Origin of the sequence: Ectobacillus soli, assembly GCF_042610425.1 — a bacterium.
Lineage (GTDB): Bacteria > Bacillota > Bacilli > Bacillales > Bacillaceae_G > Ectobacillus.
Map to the genome: position 1 here is coordinate 1703612 of NZ_JBGJZM010000001.1, position 17611 is coordinate 1721222.

The window sequence follows — 17611 nt, forward strand, 5'->3', positions numbered from 1 at the left end:
ATAAAAAAATAACATACAAGATTCAATTGACAATTTCTTCATGCTTCTGTATAGTGTTACTATATTTCTCCCTGATCCTGTAGCTCAGCAGGGAGAGCGCCACCTTGACAGGGTGGAGGTCGCTGGTTCGAGACCAGTCGGGGTCATCCAACATAAAACGCATAAAAACGTTATTCCACTAGGCTTTTCAATTATTTAATAATTGAGAAGCCCTTCTTCATTTTGACGCCTTTTACAGTCTTGGTCACACTTTGGTCACAGTAAGATTATTTGATGATTGCATCAATTTTTTTCATCACTTCTTCTTGCATGATTGGTAACACATGCGAATATGTGTCCAGTGTGATTTTAATATTACTATGACCCAACCGCTCCGATATCACTTTAACATTAATTCCTTCCGACAAGAGTAATGTTGCATGCGTATGCCGTAAATCATGAAACCGTATTTTAGGCAATTCTGCTTTCTCTATCAATCGGTTATATGTTCTTCTTAAATTAGCTGGATTTAATGGCGTACCCATTTGTGTACAAACTACTAAGTCCATTTCTTGATAAGAAGAACACTCCTGTCTTACCTTGTCAGTATATTGTTTGTGTACTTTAAGTGTTTCTATAGTCTTGTCTGACAGTCCTATCGTACGGATACTTGCCTTTGTTTTAGCCCCTGATAGAAAAGTCTTACCATCATGGCTTAGTGTTTGTCTCACATACAGATAACCCTTTTCCAAATCAATATCTTTCCAACGCAGACCAAGAATCTCACCTTGTCGCATTCCTGTAGATATGGCTAAATAAAATGCTATATAATTTACGTCTTCTTCAGCCACCTTCAAAAAAAGGTTTGCTTGATCAGCATCCCATATTGACATTTCTTTTTGTTCAATTTTTGGAAGCTTTACTTTCTTAGCCACATTCATTTGAACTAAATTAAAATCAACAGCATATTCTAAAGAATTCCGAATAATATTAAAAACCTTTTTAACAGTGGCACTTGCTAAACCTTCCTCTTTCAAGTTATTGATAAATTTTTGAATATCAATAGTCTTAAGTCTATTTAGTTTAATGTTGCCTAATCCAGGAATGATTCGATTATTTAAAACGTGTTCATACAAATTTGATGTTTGTAAGCCTAAATTATTCTTCTTCGTTGTAAACCAATCTTTTAAGAAATCTTTGTACACCAAATTAGAAGGTTCAACATAATTTTGATTATTTAAAGCGTTTAAGGCTTGTACCAAACATTTTGATGCTTCTTTCTTTGTTTTAAAACCACGTTGCTTTTTCTGATGACGTTTCCCAATTTCATCATAATAACTAAATACATAATACCAGCTACTACCTTCCTTTTTTACAGAACCAGACATAAGAGTCTCTCCTTTTAACAAATTTTTTTCATGTGATAAAAGGTGAGATGAAGCAGTGTTTACTTATATATATCGTATAGACCCTACTACATCAAAGTCAATATTTATACGGCCGTGTATTTGACACCTTTAATAACCTTATGTTATCAAAAATATCCCAAGATATCATTTCCGGCTATCCTTCATATTTAGCAATCTCCTTTTGCTTAATCTAGTCTATAGTGAGCATTTAAACTTCACCTTAGATTTTTCACTATATACTCTAGTATATTAAGATTTCTTTATTTTTCATTTGTCTAAATTATTATAAATACTTACAACTTACCTTTTGTTACTTGATTAGACTATAAAATTACCAAATCAATAATATGGTTGTAACCTTCTGACTAGGAAAAGATCCCATTGACGGTCAAAACTGTATTAAGAAGCCATAACTGATTCTCTTTTATCTGTAACTTTCACCAAAGATGGAGTAAAGTCCAATTCACATAAATGATTTTTATAAAAAGAAATGCAAACACTGTTTTCAGTCCTAACAATGGAACCTGCAAGCTTATTATCAGCAACAATCTGATAAACATATTGATAATAATACTCATTGTTGAAAGAATAAGGAATGATGCTCGCTTCTTGTAAAAATAAAGAAAAACGATTATGTCCAAGAGATTCTTTTACTTGAACATACACTTGAGACATGTCCCCTTTTCCATCATAATCAGCAAAGAAAATACTAGAATTTGTAAGTTTAAACATTTATTTCATCCTCCGAAAAAAAGCATGATAAAGCACATGATTGGCATGTACTTTTCACTGACATATTTGCGGAGCAAACCCACAAATTGTCAAAAAATGCTCCCATGATAATCTATTACTGCTAAATAACGGACAAATTGTGGACAAAAATTGAACAGAATGTAAAGGTTTTGTAAAGTTGAAAAAGCAGGGTTGGAAAAAGGGCCAAAAAAGAGGTAATTAATATATATGAGAGCTACTTTTCATGTAAGTTCAAAAACATGGCAGTTCAAACACACACATGAAAGTTCAAGTTCTTACAAAAACAAAACATTAACGTGTAAGAAATGACGCGTACTAACATGTACATGTAGGAACCAACATCACATGCAAGACGGATCATTCACATTCATGTAGGAACCAACATCACATCACAGTGTGAGCCAACACATCACACACACCATGTGAGAATCCAATTTACATACAGAGTGTTAGTAACATGCAAAGGGGGTAGTCTGCCCTTTTCTAAATAGGACACAAAACAGTAAACCAACAACCATAAAAACCTAAGAGCCTATTCATCGGTGGGGTAACGTAGTTGATAGAGATTACATTCACATCACATACAATCAAATTGCAAAGTGATACCAACATAATGTTCATTACAACTTGCTACGTACAACTCATACATGCTGTCCAATCATTGCGAAGGAACAAGAACCTTCCTATTATTTGTGAAAATATTCACAAATAAAGCCTATGAACATTATTACCTGTTATGCCTCTCCAAAAAGAAAGGTGAGCAGCTATATAACTGCTCACAAGAGGGGCAAAGGTAGTGTATGACTAATCTTCATCCACCATTCAAAGACCGTATTTTATAAACCTAGTCCTCCATCCAATCTCTGTGAGCAGGATTATTTGGATCTAATATAATACTACCGTTTTCATCAACTGGTAATGGCGTTGCATGTTTCAAAAATTCATCAAGATAATCTAATTGTGAAGCTAATCTTTGATTAATTTCCGCTGCTTCCTTACCTGTAAGATAGATTCCTTTGTTGTCACGTTTAATGTGCAACCTTCTTCATAAACCATATCCTTTATGTTTACGACATCTAACACAACAACCAGATAATGTCTTTACTTTTCGCCCACTCTTTATCAAAAGTTCATCTCTCCTTCATTGCAGGTTATAACTATAATTCAATAAAACCTAGTATTGTTTATAGATAACTGCAATAATGTAACTGCTAAACTCTATTTACCCTATTTTACAATAAATGTATTGTTTACAGTACTTTGCATTTTAAAAAAAACTCCTTTTATCCTAACAGTATTTATTTTCTTGTATTTATGCATCTTTATTTTAACTTTTATACATACACGTTAGTTTTTCTGAAGGGGTAGGGGCACAAAACTCCATTATCCTTACTACTACCAAAGGCACTTACCTCTCAAAAAAATTTTTTATGATTTTTCGTATATAGGCAATATTTCCTGGCAATTAAGAAATCTGAGGAATTTTAATGGAGTTTGGTAATTGAAACAAATTTACTGAATTTCTTATCTGTTAGAAACTTCTATCCCTATTTATTTAATAACTTGAAATAAATATACATTGAAGATTATTTAAAATAAGAGATTTTCTAAGAAAATAGATAATATTTTCTTAGAAGATATAAAATACTTTCTTAGAAAATAGAATATAGATAATATTTTCTATGAAAATAGATTATACTTGAAATTAAACTTTAGATGATAACTAACTTTTTGAACGCACCATCTAGTTGTCTTACAATCTAGGGAGGTACTCCTTTTCGTGTCTTCAAAACCATTGGTACATAAGGGCTTTGAGTTGTGAAATTGATTCTGTTGAATAAACTATTTACCCTTTATGCTAAAAGGGCACCTGGTACAGGAATTTTAGAATATAATTTTACTGTACAATCATAACGAAGAATTCTAGCTCTTCCTACTGCCTGCATTAGTTCTGATTCAATGAATGCAAACTGAACTTCTTGCAAATGTTTATTTTGTTTGAAGGTAACACAGGAAAAGTCATAACCATTTCGATTAACAGGGCAAAATACATAATTCTCATTCTTTATATCATCATCTGTAACTTCAATTCCAAGTTCTTTTGCTATTAAGAGATAAACTTCTCGATAGGTATACGGAGAACCTATAACTACTAAGTCTTCACCCTTATATTTATCTAATCCTGCTGTTGCACCAAAAGTCGCCACTACATTAAGTCCTTCTTTACTTAATTGATTCTTATACCTTTTGTAGGTAATTACATTCGTCCTTCCTATAGAATCACAAATCTCCTTAAAATTAATGTGTTTTATAAACTGTGAGCGAGAAAATGATTTATCGGAATGCCAGAGAATCCTCCCCTTAGTAACCGTTTGACCAATATCAATAAAATTTAATCGTTCTTTAAAGACTTTTTGATACATAAATCTATTAACAGTTGCTGACATAACTATAATCGTTTTTTGTTTTATTGCATCCAAGGGTTGCAATTTAACTGTATGAATAAATGTTTCCCTGTCCCGATTTTGTGTAGACAAATAATAATTGCTTTGTAAAAAATCTAAAACATTATCCTGAATATGCTCCTTATTACTAAAAATGTACTCTTCTAGCAATTTACGATCAAAATATTCCTTTTTTGTGTAGAAACAATCTACTGGCAGAAATAAAAATTGACTGAAAGTATCAATCATAGTTTTATCATAATCACCCGAAATGCCATCCATTATATTCAATGGAGCAGTCATAATAATATCTTTTATATTTGTTTCACTAATGGTAACAGTTTTTAACATAGATGTTAACAATATATCTTCATCAATGATATAAGTCTTAATGTTTTTGTTTTTCAAATTCAATAATCTTTGGTGAGTAATAATAATTTTACTTGCTGTATTCATTTTCTTTAATGCATTTATATAATTTAGAAAACTTTGCTCCTCATTGGTAAGTAGTTTCTTCTGTTTTTTATTTAGCTGGTTGCTATATTTAAAAAAAATCCGATTGGCTTTCTTGTATAATCCAACTCTCTGTAGTGCCATAAATTGATCTTCTAAATCTGAGGGCAACATTGGTCTTTCAGGCATCAGAAGGAAATCATGTCCTGCGTCTTTTAATCTATGATACACCTCTCTACATAATTCGTGAGTAGGTAAGGCAATAGCAACATTATCTAAGTTTAAACTTAGCATTGCTTCTGTTTTCCCAATACCTGTTGGTGCTTTAAGAACATGAATCATTTTATCATCAGCTTGATATGCGTTCTTTAATACATCAGTATATTCCTGAAATGCATCAGCAACTTCTTTTCTAGGAGTATAGTCGCCAATGTAACGTACTTCTCCACGTTTTGCTCCAGCCTGCTGAAGCATATGAACATTATGACGACACTCATTGAAAAATGGACAAATAAAACTGAAGGTATCATCTTTACATTTGACTGTACCCACATTGGATAATCGAATCATGTCAAACTGATAACTCAAAGCATGTTTCTGTACATCAGATAGTCCAGAAACATTCAAAATCTTATTATGCATTGATTTACCTGAGTCCACTTGTGACAATGCAGATTGCAAAACAAAAAACTCATATCCATTAATTATCTGACTACCATTTGTGTAAGTTCTAAACAAATGGCAATTAGCTGCAACTTCATTCATGTTAATGTTACGATTTCCTCGTGAAGGTTTAACATTATACATAATAGATTTAAATTTGTTAGCTTTACGTTTACCTTTAGAAGTAAAGCAATTTTCATGATTTTTAAACTCATCTTCTGATATTGAAAAACTAATGTGTATAGGTGGCTTATTTGAGGTAGGCTCTATTAAATTGTTTTCAGTATTAATAGAGCTTGTCAAAATTCCGCCAAACATATTATTTTCTTGAAAGGTTATCCATGGACGGTGATTGAGAATGTTTAATCCCATGTCTTGGCAGTATGATTTTATTTTATGGGAAACTTTATTTGATTTATCCTCAGTAATGATTTTGCCTACATAAGCTTTTATAAGTTCATAAGCAGTAATGGTAGCTTCTTCATTTAAAACTTGTTGAATCGATGTACTTTCTGGAGTAGTAGCTTCAGCCATTGGATACAAGTATATAAGCGTTTCCCCCATAAGAAAACATGCTCTTTCATCTGTTACGGTTGTATATGCTGTGAATATATACTGAGTCTCGTTTTCTCCACATATCTTATGAGAAGGATGTATCCCACAATCTTGCACTGCAGTTTCAAATTGATTTATTTTTTCTCGGGTTACTGTAACTGAAAATTGTTTGACCATTTAAGATGAATAGACTCCTTTCGTGACCATTGATGATCACATTTAATTTATGATTATATTGTACGATTACTAATTATTACTAAACCAATACGATGAGGCCTATTCCTCTACCAATCACGTATGATGTAACCTATTATTGTGTTGAATCTTTATTTAATCGTATACATAAACGGATTTTCTCAATTTTCCTCCATTTCTTAAAGTAAACGGATAAATTTTAAAAAATCCTTTCGATCATTCCCAATTTTTCAAATACCTGAAACAAAATAAAAATATCTGTACTTATCAAAAATGAGTACAAACATTTAAAGGGGCAGGGAGCTCCAAACGACATTAAGCTTTTTTAGTTGTATTATGGTACTCCATCTAGAATTTTTTATAAATTCTTATCATTTATAAGAAAATTATAGGTATATCTGGTTGGTCAGATGGCTTATATTAATGTCTCTCGATTTGGACTTTAATTGTAGTTGTGCCTTTGTAACTCTGCTTTTACGACTCCATTCAGTTTGAGATACGTTTCCCTCCAGATAAGTGTGGGCATCTATACATCATGAGTTATTTTCTCAATTCTTGTATAAACTCTTTATTATTTTATCAGCGTTGTTCATTGCCCTCTCCTTGCATCCTTTCCCCATCCCAGTTGCGTTAACTAAATTTAAATTTGTATTCTTTAATATGTTATATTCTGCATCTTTAGCCTCTTCGGGAGTGTATTTTTTCCAACTAAGAAACCAATAACTTGTGTCATTAATGGCATTTAACAAAGAATCAATAACCTCTCCTTCTCCTCCATGTCCATAAAGGACCTTCAAATATCTTCTTGTTCGCTGACAAAGATTTTGTATTTCACCACAGGCTCGACCAATGTATACAGGTGTTATCGGTAAATAATCATCCAATTTAACTCCTAACATGTACACACCGGTAGTTCTCGGAACAAATTCATTTACATTTTGCTTCGTAAAAGGTATGTAAAACTGTCCCAATTCAAAATCACCAAAGTTGTCTTTTGTCTCCATATTTCAACCCCTAAACATAGTAAATAATTTATTATTTATGGCTATTTTTTCCGCAAACCTTGTTAATTAAACTTCAAATACCTAATAATCTACTAATTAATAATTTAAAAATAGGGATTAATTTTCAAAAAGTCTTGATTTCATCTCAGCTATGACTTGTGGGGTTAATCCATTTTCAGTTCCATCCACTGGTGATAGAGCTTTAATCCACTTATTAATTGTTACTTCTGACACACCATATTCGCTGCTTAACATACGTACTGAGCTATCAGTATGATACAGTTCCACTACCGTTTTCTTGAAATCTTCGTTATAGGTTGGCTTATTCTTTTTCTGATCCATGCACGACACACCCTCTCTTATTTTTATAATAGAGAGTTAACTATATAAATGGTGGCAATGGAACTATACTAACTCCAGCCTTATGTAACGACCTTCTAATTATGTATACCTTTTAGAAATTGGCGGAATTTAATGCAATTGTAAGTAATTAATTAAAAAGGCGGGTGCATTCGCTACAGGTTCCTTCAGACTTTCACATATAAGGAATAGAGTATTTGGACTTTAAAGAGAGCTTAGAAGTAGAATTAGAGCATGAACAAAACGTTTTGAATACACCGGTGCAAGCATGTTCATAGAAGTTCTTTAATTAATGCACCTTGATGAATAGTGATTAATTTGACGAAAGTTATTTTACTTACATCAAGAGGTACCATATAAACAAAAAGGAAGTGTCCATATATGTTAAAACCACATATGAAGATAACAATGAGCAACAAATACGTGGAAGTCACACAACTTAGTTTCATACCTTGTATGAATAGAACTTCCTCAGGAGGTCGTAAGCCCTATCCAAATCAAAGTACCGAAGATTATGAGAATAATAAAAAGGTTGCAATTAATCGTGCTCGTAAAAATATTCGTAGATATCTAGAGTGTAATTTCACTGATCGATATGCGTTTCTAACACTTACCTTTAAATCATCACAGGATATAGATGTTACCAATCTAAATAGCTGCCAGCAAGCTTTTATTGACTTCAAAAAACGTCTTGCATATTACCTACAGAAGAATGATTTATCCAAGTTCGAATATTTAGGTGTCACAGAATTTCAAGATAAGAACCGTGGAGGAGCTATTCATTATCACTTAGTGTGCAACCTAATAGACATACCTTCAGAAGTCATACAAGAACTGTGGCAATACGGTGGCATAAACAGAGAAATCATTCAATCGGATGCACATGGCAATGAAAGAATCACAAATTATATAAAAAAAGGAATTACCGATGATAGATTGAATAGTGGTCATAGATTTTTCCATTCACGCGGTCTTAAGACTCCCATTTCTATCACAGTTGAAGATTCAGAAGACTTCTATAATCTCCTCGATAAATGTCAACCAACCCTACTTCATTCAGCTGAATACCAAACACCCATGTTCGGAGAAATAAAACAAGAAGACTATTATGTTAAAAATCCAAAGGAGCTTATGAATTATGTACAAGAACTATAAAGATTATCCTGAAATTCTAAATGTATCTGATGTACAAAAGCTACTTGGAATTGGCAGAAAACAAGCATATGAACTGTTTCATTCCGGAGAATTTCATGTGGTTAAGGTAGGAAAACGCATGAAAGTGTCTAAAAATATACTACTAAGTTGGATTGAAGGAGATAACTATGCAAACTAAACTGGTTAATTGTGGGGATAGTATTATTGTTTACGATTATATGGGAAAACGTATGATTGATAAATCAGTTTTCAGTAGAGACTATATAGATATTTCACTTATACAAACTGAAACTTATACGTAAATTTTTCACTTAAAAACACAAAAGCTTGTTATTATATTTATTTTATTCTTCTATCTGCGCACTAAATAAGGAAAAATCCGCTGAGATTTACTACACTATATATAATGACATGCTCATACCAAGTTTAAATCAATTATGACTTAAAATGAGGAGTAAGGTTGTATGAAACTATATGAAAGTAAAATAACTTGTCCAAAATGCAATAAACGTATAAGGAATATTCCTAACGATTCATATGCTTTTAAAAAAAATTCCAATTATAAAATTTTTGAAGATGTATGTTCTTATTGTTATTTTCAAGGTTATCTTGACTATTATCTCAATAATGCCAAGTTATTTGACACTTTAGGCCTATCTCCTCACGTTATTAAGCCATATTTTGTGTTAAATAATATTACAAATAAATATAGATTAGTAACTATTCCCAATGAATTAAAAGGCTTTGATACAAATATCCAGTCAATGTATAGGATGTACTTTGAACTAAATTCCTTTAGAGATATTCTAACTAGTGATGATAATTTTGAAACTTTAGCTTACAGGATTTTTTCATTAAAAAATAAGGGCATTTATCTTTTTGACGAGCTATTCGGAATTGAAACTGAAAACAACCTTGCAGTAATATTTTATAAATACCATGATAAAGACTATATCCACATTAATGGTGGAATAAACACTGATAATGAAATGTATCTTCAAAAGGAAATCCTTGACTCTTTTAAACTAATAACCCTAGAGGACTATATTTATAAATACCAATCCTGTAAATATTTAGAGAACTTAAATGATGGAGATTTTTATTCTAAGGAAGCATATAGAATTAAGAGTGAGGCTTTAAACAAGTTTAATATAGAAATTACTTTTTTTGATTCAGAGTATAAAAATCTTACAAAAAGAGATGTTCATTTAAATTATTTAATAGAAGATGAGAATAGTATCGATTATAAAGATGTAAACGAAGATGGAGATATTTACAAGCAATTGAAAAGTTTTATTTTTAAAGATTTCAAAGAAACCTTTAGCGGATTTGTACATTCATTAAGAAGGAATGATTTACCATTTGAGCAAAAACTAGAGGTATTTAATAAATATTTATCATACGTAGATACAATACGAAATGGAAAGTACATTTGTGAAGGACTACATACCCCACTCGACTTAGACCCAGGTATTACACTTATCTTAAAAAGAGAGGGATTAGATTATAATAATTCCATAAATGAAGCCTATATACTATTTGAAGGATGGAAACTAACTGATGATGATCATTACTTAGAACAATCTTTTGATAGAATAAATATTTATTTTCAGGAGCATATTCTTGAAAACCTCTATACGTTGGTACAAGATGTACCTACAAAAAGTTATGACAACGGGCTAAATATCATAGAAAGTATAGAAAGAATATGTAATTACTTTACCTTTTTTAATCAAAACTTTGGTTCAGAGATTAAAAATCTTCAATTAAAGGCTACTTTTAAAAAGTTCACTGAACTCAGGTTAAAAGAAACAAGATACTCTAGTTTACTTTCAGATGATTTAGAAACAAATTTAATAATATTTTTGGCTAAGATGATTGAACCTGGGGTTCTCTTTAGAGAAATAATAACGAGTTATATTGATAAACTGGAGAACAGTAAACTAGGTACCCCACGAGAATTAATACTAGAAATAAAAGAATTACGCCACTTATTTATAGGCGTATTTGAAGAAAAAATAATTGACATTCTCTACCAATCAAAGTCAACCTTCGAAAATTTAATCAAGAATGAGAAAGATGAAGATAGTTTATCTTTATATATTGTTCATTATCTTGATCGAATTACAGAACGAATAGTCTATTTAAAGAATAAAGAACAAATTCAAAACAACGAGATTTTGGAACTATTTGATTTCAAAAGATTTCAGTTTGCATTTATTCCAAAAGGAATAGAAAATTATAAAGTAGTAGATTCAGTAGAAAACCTATTGAATTCCCTACAGGAACTGTTAATTGACAAGATTTCAAAAAGGCCAGAATTAAATATCGTTATTAAAAATTTAGAATTAGAATTAGGAAGGAATATTTGTGACAGGTTAGGGGGAAATTTAAAAACTCTAGCTACTGCAGAATATTTATATAACTTATTTGTTTTAGGAAGTTCTACTGAAAAAGATGAGTTTAAAGATTACTCTTGTATATCGATTCTTTATTATAAAGCACTTGAATCATTCCTCAATAAGTTTCTTTTTGAACCATATATAAATAAACATTTTTCAACTAATAAAGATTTTTCTTATATTTCTTCTCAATGTATTTTCGATTATTTTCCAGTGCCTAATAAGCAAGATTTGAAGAGCCATTATTTTTACAAAAATAGATCAGGTAATTACTATTTGTCTAATAAATTAGCTTTAGGTAATATTGGACATTTCTTAAAATTGGAAGAGGATAAACCTAATCCTAAATATTTAATTGCTTTTTTAAATGATATTATAAAGCCATCAAAAAATGTAGTTAAAGAATTTAATGGATTAAGTACCAATATACTCGGAGTAAAAAATAATAGAAACAATGCTGCGCATGGTGGTAACATAATTAATAAAAATCAAGCTATTCAAGATAAAAAGAATGTTTTCTTTTTAGATAACACGGTTAACTGTAAAAAAATTTTAATAAGATTACTTAATATCTTAAAGTAATTAGGTATTTTAATTCAGGCATTTACCTATAAGAATTTATTCTTTTTCGAATCTTAATTACTTAGAAAAGGATACCATTTAATTTTGGTATCCTTTTCTTTATATCCTTTTGCTTAATAAAAACTAGTAACCTTCTTTATATAGATTTCCTTGTATTTTATTGCCCTTTTACCAATTGAACAGTAATATGGATGTTGTAGACGTGAAGCAATAGGGTAGCTTAATCTTCCCTCTTTTATCATTTTCTTTAAAGTTTTTTCAACTTCTTTACTTAAAGGAACAATATCCATTTCAGTTATAAAAGATTCAGTAAAGGTGGTTGACAAAGGTGAAGGTAAATCATAGTAATTTAGATTATTTCCGTCCTTTATAAAACCGAACCATGATATATTTGTCATGTATACATTTTTATAAAATGTATTAATGCCAATTTTATCAATGATGGACAAGATAAATTGTGCACTCTGTTCCCTATCATCCTGATTAACATCAGAAAGTAAGTGAGAGGCACCTTTATAGTCAATGAATGGTATACCCGTTTTACCAGCCCCATTCCTCCCAGGATTTATGCCGCATAATACTACCCATTTTCCATGTATTTTATAGAAAGTTTGATAATACCTGTGAACAAGATCGATATTTTTTTTAAACCCATCCATTATGGTTATTTTTTCCTTACTGAGTATCTCCATTATCTCAGGATTCATCTTTATGCTTTCGTAAAAATTGAGGTGTAGTTGAATTATCTTTTCCAATGCAAACACTCCATTGTTTTTTAGACTAACATTCTACATTCTCTAAATAGGTCCCTTTCTTAAATTGACACGAAGATCCCCTAATTTAATCAATTTATTTCTCCTATAGACAATACCTATAGGTCCTCATTTTTGTATTTGGCAATTAACTTATACACTAATTGCCAGTATATTTATAAGTAATATACATCAATAATTTGTCGCTTGACATAGAGCCCCTACGGTCACATTTCTTGAAAAGGCAATAGCCACAGGATTTTCATGGCTATGAATCTAACATGTCCGTCTCTCCATGTAAGCTCAGCGATATTCAAAAAGCATACTGCCATAACATACTTTTTGATTGCCACTAATACTCATTTTTGTAATCAAATATTTCTCGAATTATTTAAGAAATGAATTTCTCATTCTTATTGGCCCATCTTTTTCAGTTCCTAATTTTAATTTCCAAGGAGACCTTTTCAAGTTCTTACAACACTGTATTTATTAATATGTATTCTTCTAGTAAGGATATATTTTAAGAACTAAGCAAATAATTAAAAATTTACACTAAAATCCATAAAATACAAATCACGATTAATTTTAAAAATGCGAACGTAATCTCTCCCGTATCTATATAAATCGCTTACCTCGACTTTTTCCCCTAGTTGTACACCTAATCTTGATCTGAAATACTTTCCTAATTCACTATTATTTCTACAAATTGTAATAGCTTTTCTGTTATCCTGTTCCATTTTACATAAAAAACTTTTACCATCATCTGTTATTATAGTAAATTCTTCTTTAAGATTAGGAAAAAAGTTAGGATTTTCCTTATGAACTTCTAATGGTACTGGAATATACGCTTGATTCGGTTCCCTTCCAGGTCTTTGTCCCCAATTCAAACCGCCTTTTTCTTGTATTATATCCTTGCCAAAAATTTTTAATGAAAGATCAATAAATTTGTCAGTTTTAACAAATGGGTAATAGTTTGTTAAATAAAGAACATTTTCTCTCCTACGGGATAAAGGGTGTTTTCTATATTCTTGCAACTTTACATTGTATCTTATATCTTTATCAGTGCATAACATTACAGGGGAAATATTAATACTATCAAGAACTTCATATGTATCAATATTTACCATGATTTCATGCTGGGTCTCCCAACCCATTCCAGGTAAAATTAGAGTAACCCGTAATTAGGTTCTCCATAAAATAATATTCAACAGTAGTTCCCTCGATTGTTCCAATCCAAACTGCATAAGACAGCCCCATAGATTATTAAAAGAAAAAATAGCTTGGAAATTCTATGTAATTAATGTTAATTTCTTTGATTGGGTTATTCTAGCTCCTTCATATTGTTTTAAAGGGTTCCCCTCTAAAAAGTCTAATATCATATCATAAAAAATATCACGTTTCATTATGATTAAAGGATCAAAAGCGTTTCTGAATATTGCTAGTGTTGCATTGGGGATATGTTCATAAACTGAGACTCAAGACTAGAATTAAAGCACCTTAGCAATTAACGAATCCCACATCGTATTACCAAGGTGCTAATAAATGACACTGTTTAATTATTTCTTGCTCTATTCATATTCAAAATGAAATTATTTGATTTTCTTACATTTTTTAGCACACGTTCCACGATCATTTGTACCAAAACCAAATTCTACTTTATCTCCAATATTCAAGTTGGAAAATTCTCCTTCAAAATCCCCCCAAAAAAGAAATAACTTTTCATATTTATTGTTAGTTATAAAAGCATATGATTTAGATTTCTTTGTTACATATCCTTGATTTTCATTTAAATCTTTTTCCCCTAGAAAACGATCCAATTCCTTTCTTATTTCCGTTGAACAACTATGGTAAATGCTTTCAACCGATTTTCGAACTTCATGGTAAGATTCACAACGTCTCAATTGTTTTCCAAAATTACGGATTATTTGCACTAATAATTCATTTGCACCTTCATTTTGATTCCATATAAAGGTCAGTGTTTTTATAATCTTAGAAATTGTTTTTAACATCTTTGCATCTTGATGAGGATGATTTTCTAAAATATCTATAGACTTTCTTAAAACAGCTACTGCTTCTGTCAAATTATCTTCATTAGCATATATTTCTGACCATCTTCTACAATTCTCAGCAGATAAATCAGCTGTAATATTGTTATATTTATTTTGGGCTAACGTCAAAGACTCCCTTAACTTTTTGAATATCATTTCTGATTCTTTAAATTTCCCTAAAAACATATACAATCTGGCTTTTTGAATTTTTATATCAACATTTTCGGAATCAATCTCCTCGGCTCTCTTAGTTAACTCCAAGGCCTCTTCAAAATCCTCTAAATACCGCATTTTAAAACCTGCATAAAGAAATAATAATGAAGGGGAATTAGTATTACATTGAATTGCAGTTTGATATTCAGTATCAGCTTTAAAATAATCCCCAGATCTAGAATATATAAAACCTGACACTTTATATATTTCAAAATAATTTGGATCGATATCTTTAGCTCTATCAATATACTTATATGCATTCTCATAGTCAGACTTTGCTGAGCATAATAAAGCTTGCTTAAGGTTATACGCAGCTATAACCTCATCCTTTGATTGATACGTTATCGATCTAGGACTATATGGATCTACTGTTACACTAATTGCTAAATTTTGACCTAAAGCTTTAAGCTCCTTTATTCTTTTATTTACATTTTTAAATGAACTATTTGATGGTCTGCAATGCTGATGCAAATATTCCTTAGCAAAATCTGTAATTGAGAAAACACTTTTTCTTTCACCGTTATTAGATATTGTCTTCATCCTAATCATGTTCGTTGCCATTAATTCATTTAATGCTTTTCTATGCAAAATTGAATCTAATTCTAACAAGTACGCTAGCTCAGCATCGCTGCAATCTTTATTATAGATCAATAATGTTTCTAGGACTGTTTTTGCATTTGGGGATAATTTATCATACACATTAGACATACAATAGGATGTTAAATCTTGTGTATTAGATAAAATAGATTGAATAGGTTCTCCTTTCATTAAATTAGCTACAAACCATTTAATAGCTAACGGATTAGAATGGAGCTTTTCACAAATATCATTTAATTCCTCTTCATTCATTTTTAATACATCTTTTAGTTTATAATTTTGTGCTAATCTTCGTAAGTAGTAAACTCTCTCTTTTTTATTAAATCCCTCCAAAACATGCCTTGCTTCAAATTCACCTATTCCTATTCTTGATGTAGTTAATATTTTAGAACCCGAAGGAATCTCAAACAAAAACTCTCTAATGGATTCTGAGTTTATACTTTCTAAATTATCGAGAACCAATAATGTTTTAAACTCCTTCATATATTCAAGGATTTCATTAGTCACCATATTATTATCTAAGATTTCAATATTATCACCAATTAAAACATTTTTTATCTCCTTATATAACTCAAATGTGCTAGTAATTGTGTTTTTAATATTAATAAATTCCCCGTTATTTAATGTTTTTGTTTTTAATGATATCCATATAACTGCTTCAAATGGTTGAATAGGATCATCAATTAATTCATACAGACATTTTAACGTTAGAGCTGTCTTTCCAACCCCACCATCTCCAATAATAGATATCACGGGGTAATTACCTAAGATTTTCTTTTTAATCGCATCTAAATCTTTATCTCTTCCAACAAAACCTGTATCATCAAACTCTGACGCTGGCAAATTATTCAAAACTTTTTCATCAAAGGCGTCAACAAACTCGGGAATTTTAATACCAAAAATACTTGAAGGATCTGCTTTTATTTTGTTCCTTATGTCTTTAGAACTTATCCAGTCAATTAACTGAGTTTCCTCTAATGTCTCCATAAAAGTAGCTACAGTTGGAAAGTCAGTGAATTCTAAAGGTCTTGAATGCATGACTCTATTTCTAATAGGCGTAATCTTTTCTAATCTATCTCCAATTTCTTTGATTTCCTTTTCAAAAGAATTAGGAATAAACTTCTTGAATTTATTAAGAATACTAATACAATCCCCAAAGTCCAAGTAGTCTATTAAAGCTTTTATTTCTTCTTCTTTAAAATCCCCATTTTTCTGTGCTCGTTCTTTCAATTTATGTACTAGGTTATTATCAAATAAAAATAATTCGTTTTGATCATTTAAATTTTCTTTTATAAATCCTCTTAAATCAGTCTCTATTGCAGAAATATAGGCATATAGAGTCAAACGAGTAGCAGAGACATTATACATAAAATTCCTCCTTTTTAATACTACTCTTAATTTTAACATATAAATATATAACTTTTTATAATTAAACCAAAAAATAACAATTGGCTTCTAATTCTTCAAATATTAATTGAACATCTTTTTTTACTAAAGGTTATTTATAGTAAATGGTATAACAAAGTTCTTATTTGTATCATGTGCTTTTTTCGACTCCCTTTATAATTTTCATTTCATTACCTGGTCATTTTACGTTACGCTATTGTCCCAAGATTTGACATTTCAACTATGTACTACTCAAATAAAAAAAGGCTAAACCTATTTAGGTTAGCGTATTTTATTAATACATAATGTTCTGTTAATGGGAGCTTCGTTGTAGACAAAAGGAGGTGTGAAAAAATGGATGGCATGTCAATCCATTACGGAACAATTTGAAGGAATTAAACAGATCATGCAGCAACAAAAAAGGCAATACTACCTTTGTTAGATCAAGGTAAGATATATAATATCAACGTAGTAGAAGCCAATACGGGCAAATATAAGATCCATGTGACCCTATACCGATGAATTCCTTTACAACCATAAGTGGATATCGGAATATACATACGAAGAAAGGAAAACCATTTCATTTTGGCACTATTATAAGCTTTGCACTTGTCTTTATGAGAATAGAATATACCTCATACTTAGGAGTTTTACTATTAGG

The 17611-nt window shown here is 30.7% G+C and carries 11 protein-coding genes, 1 tRNA gene and 1 pseudogene; 4 read left to right on the top strand and 9 right to left on the bottom strand.

What is annotated here, in order from left to right; all coding sequences use genetic code 11:
* Positions 1-72 precede the first annotated feature (72 nt).
* A tRNA-Val gene (locus tag ACAN53_RS08855) sits at positions 73-150 on the top strand.
* A gap of 116 nt (positions 151-266) precedes the next feature.
* On the opposite strand, the gene ACAN53_RS08860 is transcribed toward ACAN53_RS08855, so the two are convergent.
* The 6 genes and pseudogenes from ACAN53_RS08860 to ACAN53_RS08885 form a co-directional block, all read right to left on the bottom strand.
* Positions 267-1367, bottom strand: coding sequence for a site-specific integrase (locus ACAN53_RS08860; RefSeq protein WP_379969102.1), 1101 nt, complete (start codon positions 1365-1367; stop codon positions 267-269).
* Between the two features lie 420 nt (positions 1368-1787).
* Positions 1788-2120, bottom strand: coding sequence for a hypothetical protein (locus ACAN53_RS08865; protein ID WP_379969104.1), 333 nt, complete (start codon positions 2118-2120; stop codon positions 1788-1790).
* Positions 2121-2985: 865 nt separating this feature from the next.
* Positions 2986-3180: a hypothetical protein gene (locus ACAN53_RS08870; protein ID WP_379969106.1), complete on the bottom strand. Its 195-nt coding sequence runs from the start codon at positions 3178-3180 to the stop codon at positions 2986-2988.
* A gap of 814 nt (positions 3181-3994) precedes the next feature.
* Positions 3995-6433, bottom strand: coding sequence for a DEAD/DEAH box helicase family protein (locus tag ACAN53_RS08875; protein ID WP_379969108.1), 2439 nt, complete (start codon positions 6431-6433; stop codon positions 3995-3997).
* Positions 6434-6999: 566 nt separating this feature from the next.
* Positions 7000-7455 carry a hypothetical protein gene (locus ACAN53_RS08880; protein ID WP_379969110.1) on the bottom strand — a complete coding sequence of 152 codons (456 nt, stop codon included), beginning with the start codon at positions 7453-7455 and terminating at the stop codon, positions 7000-7002.
* 188 nt (positions 7456-7643) lie between these two features.
* Positions 7644-7797 (bottom strand): annotated as a pseudogene (locus ACAN53_RS08885) (transposase); the annotation flags it as partial.
* 399 nt (positions 7798-8196) lie between these two features.
* Between ACAN53_RS08885 and ACAN53_RS08890 the strand changes: the two are divergent.
* From ACAN53_RS08890 to ACAN53_RS08900, 3 genes are all read left to right on the top strand, one after another.
* A complete protein-coding gene (locus tag ACAN53_RS08890) occupies positions 8197-8970 on the top strand; it encodes a rolling circle replication-associated protein (RefSeq protein ID WP_379969112.1) in 774 nt (257 codons plus the stop codon).
* Positions 8954-9148: a helix-turn-helix domain-containing protein gene (locus tag ACAN53_RS08895; RefSeq protein ID WP_379969114.1), complete on the top strand. Its 195-nt coding sequence runs from the start codon at positions 8954-8956 to the stop codon at positions 9146-9148. The genes ACAN53_RS08890 and ACAN53_RS08895 overlap by 17 nt, the downstream gene beginning before the upstream one ends.
* A 286-nt stretch (positions 9149-9434) precedes the next feature.
* Positions 9435-11954, top strand: coding sequence for a hypothetical protein (locus ACAN53_RS08900; protein ID WP_379969116.1), 2520 nt, complete (start codon positions 9435-9437; stop codon positions 11952-11954).
* Positions 11955-12067: 113 nt separating this feature from the next.
* On the opposite strand, the gene ACAN53_RS08905 is transcribed toward ACAN53_RS08900, so the two are convergent.
* From ACAN53_RS08905 to ACAN53_RS08915, 3 genes are all read right to left on the bottom strand, one after another.
* Complete coding sequence (locus ACAN53_RS08905) at positions 12068-12709, bottom strand: uracil-DNA glycosylase family protein (protein ID WP_379969118.1); 642 nt, start codon at positions 12707-12709, stop codon at positions 12068-12070.
* Between the two features lie 536 nt (positions 12710-13245).
* Entirely contained in the window at positions 13246-13833 is a 588-nt protein-coding gene (locus ACAN53_RS08910; RefSeq protein ID WP_379969120.1) for a phospholipase D-like domain-containing protein, read from the bottom strand.
* A gap of 462 nt (positions 13834-14295) precedes the next feature.
* Positions 14296-16932, bottom strand: coding sequence for a tetratricopeptide repeat protein (locus ACAN53_RS08915; protein ID WP_379969122.1), 2637 nt, complete (start codon positions 16930-16932; stop codon positions 14296-14298).
* Positions 16933-17611: the final 679 nt, after the last annotated feature.

What these genes read in the sequence shown, in the direction of transcription:
- ACAN53_RS08880 (WP_379969110.1), bottom strand. Translation starts at nt 7,455, where the DNA reads ATGGAGACAAAAGACAACTTTGGTGATTTTGAATTGGGACAGTTTTAC.
- ACAN53_RS08895 (WP_379969114.1), top strand. Translation starts at nt 8,954, where the DNA reads ATGTACAAGAACTATAAAGATTATCCTGAAATTCTAAATGTATCTGAT.
- ACAN53_RS08890 (WP_379969112.1), top strand. Translation starts at nt 8,197, where the DNA reads ATGTTAAAACCACATATGAAGATAACAATGAGCAACAAATACGTGGAA.
- ACAN53_RS08875 (WP_379969108.1), bottom strand. Translation starts at nt 6,433, where the DNA reads ATGGTCAAACAATTTTCAGTTACAGTAACCCGAGAAAAAATAAATCAA.
- ACAN53_RS08860 (WP_379969102.1), bottom strand. Translation starts at nt 1,367, where the DNA reads ATGTCTGGTTCTGTAAAAAAGGAAGGTAGTAGCTGGTATTATGTATTT.
- ACAN53_RS08900 (WP_379969116.1), top strand. Translation starts at nt 9,435, where the DNA reads ATGAAACTATATGAAAGTAAAATAACTTGTCCAAAATGCAATAAACGT.
- ACAN53_RS08865 (WP_379969104.1), bottom strand. Translation starts at nt 2,120, where the DNA reads ATGTTTAAACTTACAAATTCTAGTATTTTCTTTGCTGATTATGATGGA.
- ACAN53_RS08910 (WP_379969120.1), bottom strand. Translation starts at nt 13,833, where the DNA reads ATGGTAAATATTGATACATATGAAGTTCTTGATAGTATTAATATTTCC.
- ACAN53_RS08915 (WP_379969122.1), bottom strand. Translation starts at nt 16,932, where the DNA reads ATGTATAATGTCTCTGCTACTCGTTTGACTCTATATGCCTATATTTCT.